Here is a 17,135-nt window from a genome sequence, read left to right as displayed (position 1 = left end):
CTGGCGCCGGTGGCAGGCAGCACGCTGACGCTGACGGGCGCCATCGCCGGCAGCGGCCCGCTGACCAAGGACGGTGCCGGCACGCTGACGCTGGCGGGCGCCAACGCCTACACCGGCGCCACCACCGTGGCGGCCGGCACGCTGCGCGCGGGCGCGGCCGGCGCCTTCAGCGCCGCCTCGGCCCACACCGTGGCGGCTGGCGCCACCATGGACCTGGCCGGCTTCAGCCAGACCATCGCCGCCATGAACCTGGCCGGCACCGTCTCGCTGCCGGGCAGCGCGCCGGGCACGACGCTCACCGTCACCGGCCCCTGGGTGGGCAACGGCGGCACCCTGCGCCTGGGCACCGCCCTGGGCGACAGCGCGAGCGCCACCGACCGGCTGGTCCTGAGCGGCAGCGGCGCCGCCGCCAGCGGCCACACCTCGGTGCAGATCACCAATCTGGGCGGCCTGGGCGCGCTGACCACCGGCGACGGCATCGAGGTCGTCCGCGCCACCGGCGGCGCCAACACCACCGCGCAGACCAGCAAGGACGCCTTCAGCCTGGCCGGTGGCCACGTGGACGCCGGCGCCTACGAATACCGCCTGCATGCGGCCGACGCCAGCGGCGCCGGCGAGAGCTGGTACCTGCGCTCCACCGCCACCGGTGGCGGCGGCGTGAGCGTGCCCACCTACCGTGCCGAAGTCCCGCTGCTGGCGGCGCTGCCCGAGCAACTGCGCGAGGCGGGCCTGGCCATGCTGGGCAACCTGCACCAGCGCGTGGGCGACGACGGCGTGGGCGGCGCTTCCGCCGGCCCGGCCGCCGGCCCGCGCCAGGCCTGGGGCCGCCTCATCAGCATCGACCGCCGTATCCAGCAGGGCGGCACCGTCAGCCCCTCCAGCGAGGGGCGGCTGTCGGGCTTCCAGGCCGGCACCGACCTGTGGGCCGACCCGAACTGGCGCGTGGGCCTGTACGTGGGCCAGCTCGAAGGTGACATGGACGTGACCGGCTTCGCGCGCGGCCTCTGGAACCATGCGGCCGGGCGCAACGACCTGCGCACCCAGTACCTGGGCGGCTACGCCACCTGGAAGAACCGGGACGGCTTCTATGTGGACGGCGTGCTGCAGGCCGGGCGCCTGCGCTACGACGTGCAGCCGGCCCTGGGCTGGTCGACCAGCGGCAAGGGCCGCAGCGTGCTGGCCTCGGTGGAGCTGGGCCAGGCCTTCCAGGTGGCGCCGGGCTGGCAGGTGGAGCCGCAGCTGCAACTGGTGCACCAGGACCTGGACCTGGACGACCTGGGGCTGGTCGGCGCGGCCGTGCGCCAGGGGGCGGACAGCGGCTGGCTGCTGCGTGCGGGGGTGCGCGTCAAGGGTGAGATCGCCACCGGCGCGGGGGCCGTGCAGCCGTATGCGCGGATCAACATGTACCGGCGCTCCAGCGGCACCGACGTGACGCGCTACGCCACCGCGGCGGCGGTCACCGACATCGCCACGCGCACGGGCGGCACGAGCTGGGAACTGGCCGGCGGGGCCACCTGGCAGTTGACGCCGGCGCTGAGCGTGTACGGGGAACTGGGCCGGCTGTGGGCCGGCGGGGGCGGCAACCGCACCAAGAGCGGCCTCAACGGCAGCCTGGGGGTGAAGGTCAGCTGGTAGGCAGGCGGGAGGCGCTCACGCCTCCCGGCCGGCGTCGCGCAGTGGCGCTCAGTCGTCCGCCACGCCGGCGAACTCGTCCTCGTGCATCCAGGCGGCGTGCTTGGGCGCGCGCCTGGTCCGGCTCCATTCCTCCAGCATGTCCCACTTCACCTCGTCCAGGCGCTTCTGCATCTCGGGCGTGGCGGTGTCGCAGACCAGTTCGAGCCGGTGGCCGTTGCAGTCGTGGAAATAGATGGACTTGAAGATCGTGTGCTCGGTGATGCCCACCACCTCGACGCCCTTGGCCTGCAGCCGGGCCTGGGCGTCCTTCAGCGCCTCGAGGCTGTCGACCTTGAAGGCGATGTGCTGAACCCAGGCCGGGGTGTTCCCGTCGCGGCCCATCGCCGGCGCGTTGGGCAGCTCGAAGAAGGCCAGGATGTTGCCGTTGCCGGCGTCCAGGAACAGGTGCATGTACGGGTCCGGCGCATGCGTGCTGGGCACCCTGTCCTCGGCGATGGCGAGCACGAAGTCCATGCCCAGGTGGTCCCGGTACCACTCGACGGTCTGCTTGGCGTCGTTGCAGCGGTAGGCGACGTGGTGGATGCGCTGGATGTTCACGCGGGGCTCCATGCTCGTGGGGGAACCGCCATTGGACGGCCGGGGTGGGGCGGCGGATTTGATCTGCCGCAAAAGCAGGCGCGATCGGCCGCGCCGCCTCAACCCAGGCGCAGCGGCAGGGCCGAGGCCGTGCACACCAGCAGGAAGGGCAGGCTGATGCGGTGGAACTCGGCCAGCCCGTGCGGCACGCGCGCCAGGCGCAGCGCGATCAGGTTGGCCAGCGAGCCCAGCACGAAGCCGAAGCCGCCCACGCTCACGCCCGCGGCCAGCGCCGGCAGGTCGCGCACGGCGCCGTCCAGCAGGATGGCGGCCGGCACGTTGCTGATCACCTGCGACGCGAGGATCGCCGCCAGGTAGGCTCGCCAGCCCTCGCCGATGGGCGCGGCGCGCAGCATCTCGGCAACCCAGGGCAGCGCGGCGAGCTGGCGCAGGTCGACGAACATCAGCGCGATGATCGCCAGCAGCGCCCAGTCGATGCCCAGCAGCACGCGCGGGCGCACCAGCGCGAACACGGCGGCCACGCCGATCAGCCCCGGCAGCAGCCAGTGGCGGTCCAGCGCGACCACGAAGCCCACGAACAGCAGCGCCGACACCGCCAGCAGGCGCGGCTGCACCGCGCCGTGGTCCTGCGGCTCGCGCAGGGCGATCGGCTGGCGCGGCACCAGCAGCCACACGGCGACGGCCAGCCAGAACAGCATCACCGCCACCGTGGGCGCCATCATCGCCACGAAGCCGGCAAAACTCTCGCCGCTGCGGTGCCACAGGTACAGGTTCTGCGGGTTGCCGATGGGCGTGAGCGCGGAGCCGGCGTTGACCGCCAGCGCCTGCAGCGCCACCAGCCGCGCCAGCGGCAGGTGCGCCTGCGTGGCCAGCACGCGCGTGAGCGGCACCAGCAGGAACAGGCTCACGTCGTTGGTCACCAGCGCCGCCAGCAGGGCTGCGCCGCCGGCGAGGCCGAAGGCCAGCACGCGCTCGTCGGTCACCCGCACCAGCAGGCGCTGCGCCAGGCGCTGGAGCATGCCGCTGGCCTCCACGCCCTGGGTGATGAGCAGCAGGCCGGCCAGCGCGCCCACCGTCTGCCAGTCCACCAGCGCGATCAGCTCCCGCGGCGGGCGCGGGCGCAGCAGCGCGAACAGCACGGCGATGCCCAGCAGCAGCCACAGCAGGCCGTGGCCGGCGGGCGGGTGGCCGGCGCCGGAAGGGGCGGCGCGCGCGGCGCCCGGCGGCGTCACCAGGCCTCGCGCAGCTCGCGCTTGAGCACCTTGCCGATCGCGCTGCGCGGCAGCTCGCCGATGCGGCGCAGGCCGGCCAGGCGCTGCGTCTTGCCGAGCTGGGCGTTGGCCCACTGCAGCAGCTCGTCCTCGCCGGCGGCCGCGTCCGGGCGCAGCACGACGAAGCCCACCGGCGTCTCTCCCCACTGCGCCGAGGCAATGCCGACCACGGCGGCATCCGCCACGTCGGGGTGCCGGCGCAGCACCGCCTCCAGGTCGCTCGGGTAGATGTTGAAGCCGCCGCTGATGATCATGTCCTTCTTGCGGTCGAACAGGACCAGGAAGCCGTCGGCGTCGAAGCGGCCGATGTCGCCGGTGCGGATGAAGCGCTTGCCGTCGGGCGCGAACCACTCGGCCTCGCGCGTCTTCTCGGGCTGCTTGTGGTAGCCGGTCATCATGCCGCCGGAGTGGCCCACCACCTCGCCGGCCTCGCCGGGCGCCACCTCGCGGCCGGCCTCGTCGATCAGGCGGATGTCGCTGCCCGGCGCCGGGCGGCCCACGGTGTGCAGCTTGTCGGGGTGCAGGTGCGCTTCCAGCATGACGGTGCCGCCGCCCTCGGTCATGCCGTAGGTGTCGATCAGCCCGCCCGGCCAGCGCCGCAGCACGTCGGCCTTGAGGGGCGCCGGCAGCGGCGCGCTGGTGCAGAACTTCATGTGAAAGCTGCCCAGGTCGAAGCGGTCGAACGCGGGATGCGCCATCAGCCGCTGGTACTGCACCGGCACCAGCATGGTGTGCGTGGCGCGCAGCTGCTGCGCCAGCTCGAGGTAGCGGCCGGCGTCGAACTTCGGCATCAGCCGCACGAAGCCGCCGTAGGCCAGCGTCGGGAAGAACAGCACCAGCGTGGTGTTCGAGTACAGCGGCGTGGACAGCAGCGTGACGGTGTGCGGCCCGAAGCCGTAGGGCCGGTAGCGCTTGACGTGCGCCCAGCGCATGGCGTGGCTCTGCACGATGCCCTTGGGCTCGCCGGTGGTGCCGGAGGAATAGATGATGTTGAAGGCCCAGCCGGGCTGCGTGTCCACCGGCGCGGGGTGGGCGCCCTCGGGGGCGAGCCAGCTCGCCAGCGGCGTGGCGCCGGGCACCTCGCCCTCGAGCGCCACGCGCGGCAGCCCCTCGGCCGCCCCGGGGCCCAGCGCCTGCGCGCCGGCCGCATCGAGGAACAGCAGGCGCGCATCGGCGTCCCGGATCATCCGCGCCAGGCTGTCGGCGGCGCTGCCCGGCGCCAGCGGCGCCACCGCCACGCCGGCGCGCAGGGCGCCGAGGAAGACGGCGGCGTAGTCCGCCGAGGCGTTGGCGCAGACCGCGAAGGCGTCGCCGGGCGCGAGCCCCTCGCGCTGCAGCGCGGCCGCCACGCGGTCCATGCGCGCGTCGAGCGCGGCGTAGTCCAGCGTGGCGCGGTCGTCGGCCAGGGCGGGGCGCGCCGGCGCGTCGATCGCATGCTGGCGGATGAAGTCGGCGACGGCGCCGAAGTCGCGCGCGAAGGCGGCGTCCAGGGGATTCATGAGGCGGTCTTCCAGCGGGCAGGGCGGCAGCATAGCCGGGGCCGTGCCCGGGCGAACCCGCCGCGCTGCGCCGATAATCCCGCGTTTTCCGGCCGCCCTGCCGCCGGGCCTGTCGCAGCACGTCATGAATCCCACCTACCAACCGGGCGAGGTCGAAGCCGCCGCCCAGGCCGACTGGGCCGCCACCGACGCCTACCGCGTGACCGAAGACGCAGGCAGGAAGAAGTACTACGCCTGCTCCATGCTGCCCTACCCCAGCGGCAAGCTGCACATGGGGCACGTGCGCAACTACACCATCAACGACATGCTCACGCGCTACCTGCGCATGAGCGGCTTCAACGTGCTCATGCCGATGGGCTGGGACGCCTTCGGCCTGCCGGCCGAGAACGCGGCGCTGAAGAACGGCGTGCCCCCGGCGAAGTGGACCTACGAGAACATCGCCTACATGAAGGGCCAGCTCCAGGCCATGGGCCTGGCCATCGACTGGAGCCGCGAGGTCGCCACCTGCGACCCCGCGTACTACAAGTGGAACCAGTGGCTGTTCCTCAAGATGCTGGAAAAGGGCATCGCCTACCGCAAGACCCAGGTGGTGAACTGGGACCCGGTGGACCAGACCGTGCTGGCCAACGAGCAGGTGGTGGACGGCAAGGGCTGGCGCACCGGCGCGCCGGTGGAAAAGCGCGAGATCCCCGGCTACTACCTGAAGATCACCGACTACGCCGAGGAACTGCTGGAGCACACCCGGCACAAGCTGCCGGGCTGGCCCGAGCGCGTGCGGCTGATGCAGGAGAACTGGATCGGCAAGAGCGAGGGCGTGCGCTTCGCCTTCACGCACGACATCCGCGGCGCGGACGGCGCACTGATCGGCGACGGCCGCATGTACGTCTTCACCACCCGCGCCGACACCATCATGGGCGTGACCTTCTGCGCCGTGGCGCCGGAGCACCCGCTGGCCGCGCACGCCGCGCTGAGCGACCCGGCGGTCGCCGCCTTCGTCGCCGAGTGCAAGGCCGGCGGCGTGACCGAGGCCGAGCTGGCGCTGCAGGAGAAGAAGGGCGTGCCCACCGGCCTGGTGGTGACGCACCCCCTCACTGACGAGCCGGTGCCGGTGTGGGTCGGCAACTACGTGCTGATGAGCTACGGCGACGGCGCCGTGATGGGCGTGCCGGCGCACGACGAGCGCGACTTCGCCTTCGCCAACAAGTACGGCATCCCGATCCAGCAGGTGGTGCTGGTCGACGGCGAACCGCACTTCGACTACCAGACCTGGCAGGACTGGTACGCCGACAAGGAGCGCGGCGTGACCATCAATTCCGACAACTTCAGCGGCATGGCCTACCAGGAGGCGGTCGACGCCGTCGCCCATGCGCTGGAGGCCAAGGGCCTGGGCGCCAAGAAGACCACCTGGCGCCTGCGCGACTGGGGCATCAGCCGCCAGCGCTACTGGGGCACGCCCATCCCGATCATCCACTGCGAGGAGCACGGCGCCGTGCCGGTGCCCGAGCAGGACCTGCCGGTGGTGCTGCCCACCGACTGCGTGCCCGACGGCAGCGGCAACCCGCTGAACAAGCGCGAGGACTTCCTGGCCTGCACCTGCCCGGTGTGCGGCCGGCCGGCGCGCCGCGAGACGGACACGATGGACACCTTCGTGGACAGCTCGTGGTACTTCATGCGCTACTGCGACCCGAAGCTCGACACCGCGATGGTCGGCGAGGGCGCGCAGTACTGGATGCCGATGGACCAGTACATCGGCGGCATCGAGCACGCCATCCTGCACCTGCTGTACGCGCGCTTCTGGACCAAGGTGATGCGCGACCTGGGCCTGGTGAAGGTGGACGAACCCTTCACCCGCCTGCTGACCCAGGGCATGGTGCTCAACCACATCTGGTTCCACCGCGACGAGAAGGGCGGCAAGCACTACCACCCGCCGCAGGAGGTCACGCCGGTGCTCGACGCGCAGGGCCGCATCACCGGCGGCACCGCCGCCGACGGCACGCCGGTGGAGTACGGCGGCATCGGCAAGATGGGCAAGAGCGAGCGCAACGGCGTCGACCCGCAGGAGCTAATCGACAAGTACGGCGCCGACACCGCGCGCCTGTACACCATGTTCACCGCGCCGCCCGAGGCCACGCTGGAGTGGAACGACGCCGCGGTGGAGGGCAGCTACCGCTTCCTGCGGCGGGTGTGGAACTTCGGCGCCGCACTCCAGGGCGCGGCGGCCCAGGCGGCCGAACCCGGCGCCCAGGCCAAGGCGCTGCGCCGCGAGGTGCACACCGTGCTGCGCCAGGTCGACTACGACTACCAGCGCATGCAGTACAACACCGTCGTCTCCGGCGCGATGAAGCTGCTGAACGCGCTGGAGGGCTTCAAGGCCAAGGACGAACCGGGCGCGGCGGCGGCGCTGCGCGAGGGCTTCGGCATCCTGCTGCGGGTGCTCTACCCCGTCACGCCGCACCTGACGCACCAGCTCTGGCAGGGCCTGGGCTATGCGGCGGAGCTGGGCACGCTGCTCGACGCGCCCTGGCCGCAGGTCGACCCGGCCGCGCTGGAACAGGACGAGGTGGAACTGATGCTGCAGATCAACGGCAAGCTGCGCGGCGCGCTGCGCGTGCCGGCCGGCGCCGAGAAGGCGGAGATCGAGAAGCTGGCCGTGGCCAGCGAGCCCTTCGCCAAGTTCGCCGAGGGGCAGGCGGTCAAGCGCGTCATCGTCGTGCCGGGCCGGCTGGTCAACGTGGTGGTGGGGTGAGGCCGATGGCTGCCGCTGCTGCTGCTCGTGCGTCCCGTGCCGTCTCGCGCCGCGCGCTGCTGGCCGGCGCCGTGCCGGCACTGCTGCTGGCCGGCTGCGGCTTCCAGCTGCGGCGCGCGCCGGACTACCCCTTCAAGAGCATCGCCGTCACCGGCCCCGAGCCGCTGGCCGCGCTGGTGCGCCGCGAGCTCAAGGGCATGGGCAACCTCACGGTGCTGGATGCCAAGGCGCCGACCCAGGACGCCGAAGTGGTGTGCGAACTGCTCGACCAGTCGCGCAGCAGCGGCATCGCCGCCAGCACTTCCGGCGGCACCATCCGCGAGCTGACGCTCGGGCTGACGGTGCGCTTCCGGCTGCGCACGAGCAGCGGCGGCAAGGAGCTGATCCCGGCCACCTCCGTCTCGCAGTCGCGCGACATCAGCTACAACGAGACCTCGGCGCTCGCCAAGGAGAACGAGCAGGAACTGCTCTACCGCGACATGACGGCCGACCTGGCGCAGCAGGTCGTGCGGCGCCTCGGCTTCGTGAAAACGCTCTGAGCGGCGCGTCCCGTGCAGCTGCCGCTCGCCCAGCTCGACGCGCACCTGGCCAAGGGCCTGCGCCCGCTGTACACGCTGCACGGCGACGAGGCGCTGCTGGCGCAGGAGGCGGCCGACGCCATCCGCGCCGCGGCCCGCGCCGCCGGCCACACCGAGCGCAGCAGCCACACCGTGGCCGGCGCGCACTTCGACTGGAGCGCGGTGCTGGCGGCCGGCGGCTCGATGAGCCTGTTCGCCGACAAGCAGATCGTCGAGATCCGCATCCCCTCCGGCAAGCCCGGCAAGGACGGCAGCGCTGCGCTGCAGCAGATCGCCGAGGGGGCGCAGGGCAACGAGGGCACCCTCACCCTGGTGCACCTGCCGCGTCTGGACCGCCAGACCCGGAGCGGCGCCTGGTTCGCCGCGCTGGAGAACCACGGCGTCGCGGTGCAGATCGACAACATCGAGCGCGGGCAGCTGCCGCAGTGGATCGCGCAGCGCCTGGCGCGCCAGGGCCAGCGCGTGCGGCCGGGCGAGGAGGGGCAGCGCACGCTGCAGTTCTTCGCCGACCGGGTCGAGGGCAACCTGCTGGCCGCGCACCAGGAGATCCAGAAGCTGGCGCTGCTGCACCCCGAGGGCGAGCTGAGCTGGGAGCAGGTCGAGGCGGCCGTCAACAACGTGGCCCGCTACGACGTGTTCAAGCTCTCCGAGGCCGTGCTGGCCGGCAACGCGCCGCGCGCCTCGCGCATGCTGGCCGGCCTGCAGGCCGAGGGCGAGGCCGAGGTGCTGGTGCACTACACGCTGGCCGAGGACATCCGCGCCCTCAAGCGCGTGCGCGACGCCATGGACGCCGGCCGCCCGCTGCCCGTGGCCCTGCGCGAGAACCGCGTGTGGGGCCCGCGCGAGCGCGCCTTCGAGCGCGTGCTGCCGCGCCTGGACGGCCGCGCCCTGGCCCGCCTGCTGCGCGCCGCCCACCTGGTGGACGGCATCGTCAAGGGCCTGAAGCAGCCCGACTGGCCGGCCGACGGCTGGCTGGCGCTCCAGCGCCTCGCGCTGATGCTCTGCCGCGCCTGCGGCTGAGGCCCGGCCCGAGCGCCGGCGCCGCCGCGGTGGGAGAATCGCGGCCATGAACGTCTTCAACGTCGCCGAACACATGCAGGCCCTGGGCCTGCAGGCCAAGACGGCTTCCGCGCAGATGGCGCGGGCGGACGCTGCCACCAAGAACGTCGCGCTCAAGGCCCTGGCCCGGCGCCTGCGCGAGGCCGGCCCGGCGCTGGCCGAGGCGAACGCGCAGGACCTGGCCCGTGCCGAGGCCGCCGGCCTGCCGGCGCCGATGCAGGACCGGCTCAGGCTCACGCCCAAGGTGATCGAGACCGTGGCGCTGGGCTGCGAGCAACTGGCCGCCATGCCCGACGTGATCGGCGAGATCATCGGCATGAAGCAGCAGGAAAGCGGCATCCGCGTCGGCCAGATGCGCGTGCCCATCGGCGTCTTCGGCATGATCTACGAGAGCCGGCCCAACGTGACCATCGAGGCCGCCAGCCTGGCCATCAAGAGCGGCAACGCCGCCATCCTGCGCGGCGGCTCGGAGGCGATCGACTCCAACAAGGCGCTGGCCGCCCTGGTGCGCGCCGCGCTGGCCGAGGCCGGCCTGCCGGAGGACGCGGTGCAACTGGTGCAGACCACCGACCGCGAGGCCGTCGGCCACCTCATCGCCATGCCGCAGTTCGTGGACGTGATCATCCCGCGCGGCGGCAAGGGCCTGATCGAGCGCATCAGCCGCGACGCCAAGGTGCCCGTCATCAAGCACCTGGACGGCAACTGCCACGTCTACGTGGACGACACGGCCGATCTGGACATGGCCGTGACGGTGGTGGACAACGCCAAGACGCAGAAGTACAGCCCCTGCAACGCGGCCGAGGGGCTGCTGGTGGCGCGCGCCGTCGCCGCGCAGTTCCTGCCGCGCATCGGCGCCGTCTTCGCCGCCAAGGGCGTCGAGATGCGCTGCGACGCCGAGGCCGCGGCGCTGCTGCAGGGCCTGGCCGGCCACCCGAAGGTGGTGCCCGCCACCGAGCAGGACTGGTCCGAGGAGTACCTGGCGCCGATCATCAGCATCAAGGTGGTGGCCGGCCTCGACGAGGCGATCGATCACATCAACCGCTATTCCAGCCACCACACCGACGCCATCCTCACGCGCGACCACGTGAACGCCCAGCGCTTCCTGCGCGAGGTGGACTCGGCCAGCGTGATGGTCAACGCCAGCACCCGCTTCGCCGACGGTTTCGAGTACGGGCTGGGCGCCGAGATCGGCATCAGCACCGACAAGTTCCACGCCCGCGGGCCGGTGGGCATCGAGGGGCTCACCTCGCTCAAGTACATCGTGCTCGGCCAGGGCGAAGTGCGCGGCTGACGAATCGCATCGCGGCGCCGCGGCAGGCGAGGGGAGGAGACGCGCGTGAAGATCATCATCCTGGGCGCCGGACGCATCGGCGAGAGCGTGGCGGGCACGCTGGTGTCCGAGCAGAACGACATCACCGTCATCGACACCGACGCGGCGCGCCTGCGCGACCTGGAAAGCCGCTTCGAGCTGCGCGGCGTGGCCGGCAACGGCATCGAGCCCGAACTGCTGGAGGAGGCCGGCGCGCGCGATGCCGACATGCTCATCGCCTGCGCCGCGCAGGACGAGACCAACCTGGTCGCCTGCAAGGTGGCCGAGCAGATGTTCAACATCCCGACGCGCATCGCGCGGGTGCGCTCGGAGGCCTTCCGCGGCGAATCGCCGCTGCTCGGGCGCGAGGGCTTCGCGGTCGACCGCGTGATCTGCCCGGAGGACTCGCTCACGCGCTACATCGCGCGGCTGATCGACTACCCCGAGGCGCTGCAGGTCTACGAGTTCGCGGGCGGCCGGGCCAGCCTGGTGTCGGTGCGCGCGGTGGCGGGCGCGCCGCTGGTGGGCTGCCGGGTGGACGAGATCGGCGCCTACGCCGCCGGCGAGGCGGTGCGGGTGGTGGCGCTGTACCGCCGGCGCGAGGACGGCCCCGACCGCTTCATCCCCGCCGCCGAGGGCACGCACGTGGTGCCGGGCGACGAGGTCTTCGTGCTGGCCGCGCGGCAGAACCTGCGCGCGGCGCTCGCCGCGCTGCACCGGCGCGACCCGCAGACGCCGCGCACCGTGCAGCGCGTGGCGATCGCCGGCGGCGGCCGCGTCGGCATGCGCCTGGCGCAGCAGCTCGTGCAGGACTTCCCGGCGCTGCAGCTCAAGCTCATCGAGCGCAGCGCCGAGCGCTGCCAGATGCTGGCCGCTCGGCTGCCGTCGTCGGTGATGGTGCTGCAGGGCGACGCCACCGACGAGGACCTGATGGACGACGAGAGCGTCGGCGAGTCCGACTTCTTCCTCTCGCTCACCAACGACGACGAGGACAACATCATGTCCGCACTGCTGGCCAAGCGCATGGGGGCGCGGCGCGTGCTGGCCCTCATCAACCGGCGCAGCTATGCCGACCTGATCCACGGCACGCAGATCGACATCGCGCTGACGCCCTCGCAGACGCTGCTGGGCGAGCTGCTGGCCTTCGTGCGGCGCGGCGACGTGCAGGTGGTGCACAGCCTGCGCCGCGGCGTGGCCGAGGCGATGGAGATCGTGGCGCGCGGCGACGAGCGCACCTCGCGCGTGGTCGGCCGCGCGATCAAGGACATCAAGCTGCCGCGCGATGCCCACTTCGGCCTGGTGCTGCGCGGCCTGCCCGACCCCGACGCGCCGCTGCCGGCCGAGGAAGGTGAGGGCTCCTCGCCCGCGGCCGAGGCCGCCGAGCCCGAGGTGATCGTGCCGCAGCCCGGCACCGTGATCCGCAGCGGCGACCACGTGATCATCTTCATGCCGCGCAAGCGGCTGGTGCGCGAAGTCGAAAAGCTGTTCCGCGTCAGCGCCACCTTCTTCTGAGTCCGGGCCGCGCCGATGTACGACCTCCTGCCCGCGCTGCGCCTGCTGGGTGCGCTGACCACGATGTTCTCCTTCGCCTTCCTGCTGCCCGCCGTGGTGTCGTGGGTGCAGGGCGACGGGCTGCTCGGCTTCTGGCTGGCGGCCGCCGGCGCCAGCTTCGGCGGCGGCGCGTGGATGTGGGCCGGACTGAACGGCTACCGGGGCGAGCTGCGCGCGCGGCACGGGGTGATCCTGGTGTCGGCCACCTGGCTGCTGCTGCCGCTGATCGCCTGCGTGCCGCTGATGGCCGTGTGCCATGCCGTCGGGCGCGAGCTGGATTTCTCCTATGCCTACTTCGAGGCCGTCTCGGGCCTGACCACCTCGGGCGCCACCGTGCTCACCGGGCTGGATTCGCTGCCGCTGTCGATCAACGTGTGGCGCACCTTCCTGCAGTGGATCGGCGGCATGGGCATCCTGGTGCTGGCGGTGGCGGTGCTGCCCATGTTCGGCATGGGCGGCAGCCAGATGTTCCGCGCCGAGGTGGCCGGCCCGATCAAGGACAACCGCCTGACGCCGCGCATCGCGCAGACCGCCAAGGGGCTGTGGGGCATCTACGTCGGGCTGTCGGCGGCCTGCTTCCTGGCCTACTGGGCCGCGGGCATGCCGGCCATGGACGCGCTGATGCACATGTTCGCCACCGTCAGCCTGGGTGGGCTGTCCTCGCACGACGCCAGCTTCGCCTACTTCGACTCGCCGCTGATGGAAGGCATCGCCATGGTCTTCATGCTGGTGGGCAGCGGCAGCTTCGCGCTGTACTTCATCGCGCTGCGCAAGCGCAGCCTGCGCGTGTGCCTGCGCGACATCGAGTGGCGCGCCACGCTGCTGGCGCTGCTGGGCGGCGGGCTGATCGTGTCGCTGGTGCTGATGGTCCAGGGGCACTACGACTGGCCGCAGGCGCTGCGCCACGGCTTCTTCAACGCCATCTCCATCGGCAGCACCACCGGCTTCGCCTCGACGAACTTCCTTGCCTGGCCGGCCTTCGCGCCGCTGTTCATGCTGCTGCTCTCGGGCGTGGCCACCAGCGCTGGCTCGGCCGGCTGCGGCATCAAGATGGTGCGGGTGCTGATCCTGCTCAAGCAGGCCCGGCGCGAGATGACGCGCCTGGCCCACCCGCGCGCCGTGCAGCCGGTGACGTTGGGCGCCACCGTGGTCGAGCACCGCGACATCTTCGCCGTGCTGGCCTTCATGCTGGTGTACGGCGGCACCGTGATCGTGCTGGGCATGGTGATGGTGCTGTCGGGGCTGGACCCCGTCACCGCCTTCAGCGCCGTGATCGCCAGCGTCAACTGCATGGGGCCGGGGCTGGGCGAGGTGGGGCCGGCGTCGCATTTCGGCGTGCTGGGCCACTTCCAGGTCTGGGTCTGCTCGATCGCGATGGTGCTCGGGCGGCTGGAGATGCTCAGCCTGATCGCGCTCCTGGCCCCTTCCTTCTGGCGCCACTGAAAACGGCCCCTCGGCCAACCGCTTCGCGCCTGTCCGATCCCCCGAGGGGATGCTTTTTCATCCTGAGGCGGCCTGACGCCGAAAAACGGCGCCGGCCGACTCTTGCGGGGCAGGGAGCCCGCCCCCATTTCCTACAATCTCGCTCGGTTTTCTTTCGCCCCCACCCCTGCAAGGCCACCGCATGGTCCCCCACCTGGTCACCGCCCTGACGGGCCCCATCAACGAACTGGAGCAGCGCATCATCGATGGCATGCCTGCCATCGAGCGCTGGTTCCGGCTCGAGTGGATGGAGCACACGCCGCCCTTCTATACGTCGGTGGACGTGCGCAACGCCGGCTTCAAGCTGGCGCCGGTGGACACCAACTTCTTCCCGCGCGGCTGGAACAACCTGACGCCGCAGATGCTGCCGCTGGCGGTGCAGGCGGCGCAGGCCGCCATCGAGAAGATCTGCCCCGAGGCGCGCAACCTGCTCATCGTCCCCGAGGCGCGCTTTTCCTCCAGCACCTACCTCGCCAACGTGGCGCAACTGGCGCGCATCTTCCGCATGGCGGGATTGAACGTGAAGATCGGCTCCATCGACCCGGCGATCAAGTCGCCGAAGAAGGTGGAACTGCCCGGCGGCGACATCGTCTGCCTGGAGCCGCTGGTGCGCGGCCGCCGGCGCCTGGGGCTGAAGAACTTCGACCCCTGCACCATCCTGCTGAACACCGACCTGGCCGCCGGCACCCCCGGCATCCTGGAGGACCTGCACGAGCAGTACCTGCTGCCGCCGCTGCATGCCGGCTGGTCGGTGCGGCGCAAGAGCAACCACTTCCACAGCTACGAGGAAGTGTCCAAGCGCTTCGGCAAGCTGCTGGGCATCGACCCGTGGCTGATCCAGCCGATCTGGGGCAAGGTCGAGGAGGTGGACTTCGCCCGCGCCGAGAACACCGACGCGCTGGCCGCGCAGGTCGACGCGGTGATCGCCAAGGTGCGCCGGAAGTACAAGGAATACGGCATCAACGAGAAGCCCTTCGCCATCGTCAAGGCCGACAACGGCGCCTCGGGCCTGACCATCAGCACCGTGCACGACGGCCGCGAGGTGGAGGCGCTGGTTGCCCGCGCCAGGCAGAAGAAGGCCACCGACAAGGCCACCGAGGGCCTGCGCGTGGGCGCCACCGACGTGGTGGTGCAGGAAGGCGTGCTCACCCACGAGCGCGTGCACGACGGCGTGGCCGAGCCGGTGGTCTACATGATGGACCGCTACGTGGTCGGCGGCTTCTACCGCGTGCACCCGGACCGCGGCAGTGACGAGAACCTGGCCCTGCCCGGCGCCAGCTTCGTGCCGCTGGCCTTTTCCGAGAGCGCGCAGCTGCCGCAGCCGGGCGCCAAGCTCGGCGCCAGCGCACCCAATCGTTTCTACATGTACGGCGTGATCGGGCGCCTGGCGATGGTCGCCGCCGCCTATGAGCTGGAAGCGACCAACCCCGAGGCCGAGGTCTACGAGTAAGCGCGGCGCCAGCCGCACGGAAGCCTTCCTGTCAAGCCTTGCGGCGCCTTTGATGCGTCGCACAATGGCGGCCCCCATCCGTCATTCGGCCTCGTGTCCGCTCCCAAGCAATCCCTGCCGGCCCTGATCCTGGGCGCCATCGGCATCGTCTACGGCGACATCGGCACCAGCGTGCTGTACGCCATCAAGGAGGTGTTCGGCCACGGACACGTGCCGTTCACCATCGAGAACGTCTACGGCATCCTCTCGATGATCTTCTGGACGATGACCACCATCGTCTCGATCAAGTACGTGGTGCTGGTGCTGCGCGCCGACAACGAGGGCGAGGGCGGGCTGGTGGCCATGCTGGCGCTGGCCTCGCGCGCCGTCGCCGGCCGGCCGCGGCTGCGCGGCCCGCTGCTGGCGGTGGGCATCTTCGGCACCTCGCTCTTCTACGGCGATGGCGTCATCACGCCGGCCATCTCGGTGCTCTCGGCCGTCGAGGGGCTGGAGGTGGTGTCGCCGGCGCTGCACCACTACGTCATCCCGCTGACGCTGGCCGTGCTGCTCGCCCTGTTCGCGGTGCAGAAGCGGGGCACCGCCGGCATCGGGCGCTTCTTCGGGCCCATCACGCTCACCTGGTTCATCGTGCTGGCGGTGCTGGGCGTGTCGCAGATCGTCGGCCACCCGGAGATCCTCAAGGCCGTCAGCCCGCACTACATGCTGCGCTTCGTGTGGGACAACCCGGGCACCAGCTTCGTCATCCTGGGCGCGGTGGTGCTGTGCGTCACCGGGGCCGAGGCCCTGTATGCCGACCTCGGCCACTTCGGCAAGCGGCCCATCCGCGTGGCCTGGTTCGCCGTGGCCATGCCCTGCCTGGTGCTGAACTACTTCGGCCAGGGCGCGCTGCTGCTGGGCCACCCGGAGGCGGTGAAGAACCCCTTCTATTTCATGGCGCCCGGCTGGGCCCTGATGCCGCTGGTGCTGCTGGCGACGGCCGCCACCGTCATCGCCTCGCAGGCCATGCTCACCGGCGCCTTCAGCGTCACGCGGCAGGTCATCCAGCTGGGCTACCTGCCGCGGCTTCGCATCGAGCACACCAGCGTGCACGCGGTCGGGCAGATCTACATCCCCTTCGTCAACTGGAGCCTGTTCGTCGCCATCGTGCTGGCGGTGGTGATGTTCCGCAACTCGAGCAACCTGGCCTCGGCCTACGGCATCGCGGTGACGGCCGACATGCTCATCACCACCGTGCTCACCTTCTTCGTGATCCGCTTCGCGTGGAAGCTGCCGCTCGCGCTGTGCATCGCCTCGACCTCGGTGTTCTTCCTCATCGACCTGGCCTTCTTCGCCTCCAACATGCTCAAGCTGCCGCAGGGCGGCTGGTTCACCGTGATGATCGGCCTGATGGTCTTCACGCTGATGACGACGTGGAAGGAAGGCCGCCGCCTGATGGGCGAGGCCCAGCGCGCGGAGGCGCTGGACCTGCGCAGCTTCCTCGACGCCGTGTTCGTCAGCCCGCCCGCGCGGGTGCAGGGCACGGCCGTGTTCCTGACCGCCGAGCCCGGCCTGGTGCCCAACGCGCTGCTGCACAACCTCAAGCACAACAAGGTGCTGCACGAGCAGAACCTGTTCGTCACCGTGCGCAACCACGAGCTGCCATGGATCCCGATGGACCGGCGCGTCGAGATCGAGCCGCTGGGCCGCCACTGCTGGCAGCTCGTCGTGCACTACGGCTTCAAGAACGACGTCGACCTGCCGGCCGCGCTGGAGCACGCGCGCCTGCGCGGCTGCCAGCTCGACCGCATGACGACCAGCTACTTCCTCTCGCGCGACGTCGTCATCCCCACCCTGGGCAGCGGCATGGCGCACTGGCGCGAGAAGCTGTTCGCCCAGATGCACCACAACGCCAGCGGCGCGGCGGCCTTCCTCGGCCTGCCCAACAACGCGGTGGTGGAGCTGGGGTCCAAGCTGGAGAT

At 71.5% G+C, this 17,135-nt stretch carries 12 protein-coding genes; 9 read left to right on the top strand and 3 right to left on the bottom strand.

Annotated elements, in window-relative coordinates:
• Positions 1 to 1,635: autotransporter outer membrane beta-barrel domain-containing protein (locus ACIY1X_RS16150; RefSeq protein ID WP_399682296.1), on the top strand; the 1,635-nt coding region annotated here is incomplete at its 5' end.
• A gap of 48 nt (positions 1,636 to 1,683) precedes the next feature.
• Here the strand turns inward: ACIY1X_RS16150 and ACIY1X_RS16145 are convergent.
• The 3 genes from ACIY1X_RS16145 to ACIY1X_RS16135 all read right to left on the bottom strand — a co-directional run bounded on the left by ACIY1X_RS16145 (position 1,684) and on the right by ACIY1X_RS16135 (position 5,002).
• Positions 1,684 to 2,232, bottom strand: coding sequence for a VOC family protein (locus ACIY1X_RS16145; protein ID WP_038204105.1), 549 nt, complete (start codon positions 2,230 to 2,232; stop codon positions 1,684 to 1,686).
• A gap of 98 nt (positions 2,233 to 2,330) precedes the next feature.
• Positions 2,331 to 3,464, bottom strand: coding sequence for an SLC13 family permease (locus tag ACIY1X_RS16140; protein WP_399682293.1), 1,134 nt, complete (start codon positions 3,462 to 3,464; stop codon positions 2,331 to 2,333).
• A complete protein-coding gene (locus ACIY1X_RS16135; protein WP_399682290.1) occupies positions 3,461 to 5,002 on the bottom strand; it encodes a class I adenylate-forming enzyme family protein in 1,542 nt (513 codons plus the stop codon). Before ACIY1X_RS16135 ends, ACIY1X_RS16140 begins: the two co-directional genes overlap by 4 nt.
• Positions 5,003 to 5,126: 124 nt before the next feature.
• Between ACIY1X_RS16135 and leuS the strand changes: the two genes are divergently transcribed.
• The 8 genes from leuS to ACIY1X_RS16095 form a co-directional block, all read left to right on the top strand.
• The gene (leuS, locus tag ACIY1X_RS16130) at positions 5,127 to 7,748 is read left to right on the top strand and encodes a leucine--tRNA ligase (protein ID WP_399682288.1); all 2,622 of its coding nucleotides are present in this window, start codon (positions 5,127 to 5,129) and stop codon (positions 7,746 to 7,748) included.
• Positions 7,749 to 7,753: 5 nt separating this feature from the next.
• On the top strand, positions 7,754 to 8,287 hold the full coding sequence (lptE, locus tag ACIY1X_RS16125; RefSeq protein WP_399682286.1) for an LPS assembly lipoprotein LptE: 534 nt from the start codon (positions 7,754 to 7,756) through the stop codon (positions 8,285 to 8,287).
• Positions 8,288 to 8,299: 12 nt separating this feature from the next.
• Complete coding sequence (gene holA, locus ACIY1X_RS16120; protein ID WP_399682283.1) at positions 8,300 to 9,346, top strand: DNA polymerase III subunit delta; 1,047 nt, start codon at positions 8,300 to 8,302, stop codon at positions 9,344 to 9,346.
• 46 nt (positions 9,347 to 9,392) lie between these two features.
• A complete protein-coding gene (locus tag ACIY1X_RS16115) occupies positions 9,393 to 10,676 on the top strand; it encodes a glutamate-5-semialdehyde dehydrogenase (RefSeq protein WP_399682281.1) in 1,284 nt (427 codons plus the stop codon).
• A gap of 45 nt (positions 10,677 to 10,721) precedes the next feature.
• Positions 10,722 to 12,206: a Trk system potassium transporter TrkA gene (gene trkA, locus ACIY1X_RS16110; RefSeq protein WP_399682279.1), complete on the top strand. Its 1,485-nt coding sequence runs from the start codon at positions 10,722 to 10,724 to the stop codon at positions 12,204 to 12,206.
• A gap of 15 nt (positions 12,207 to 12,221) precedes the next feature.
• Positions 12,222 to 13,688 (top strand): TrkH family potassium uptake protein, encoded by a 1,467-nt coding sequence (locus tag ACIY1X_RS16105; RefSeq protein WP_399682276.1) that lies wholly within the window; start codon positions 12,222 to 12,224, stop codon positions 13,686 to 13,688.
• A 181-nt stretch (positions 13,689 to 13,869) separates the two neighbouring features.
• Positions 13,870 to 15,177 (top strand): glutamate--cysteine ligase, encoded by a 1,308-nt coding sequence (gene gshA / locus ACIY1X_RS16100; RefSeq protein WP_038203757.1) that lies wholly within the window; start codon positions 13,870 to 13,872, stop codon positions 15,175 to 15,177.
• A 93-nt stretch (positions 15,178 to 15,270) separates the two neighbouring features.
• Positions 15,271 to 17,135, top strand: a 1,865-nt coding sequence (locus ACIY1X_RS16095) for a potassium transporter Kup (protein ID WP_399682273.1), incomplete at its 3' end; no start/stop codon positions are given.

The sequence above is a fragment of the Xenophilus sp. genome (genome assembly GCF_044462705.1).
In the GTDB taxonomy this organism is placed as follows: Bacteria; Pseudomonadota; Gammaproteobacteria; order Burkholderiales; family Burkholderiaceae_C; genus Xenophilus; species Xenophilus azovorans.
This window is presented reverse-complemented; position numbering and strand designations above follow the sequence as displayed.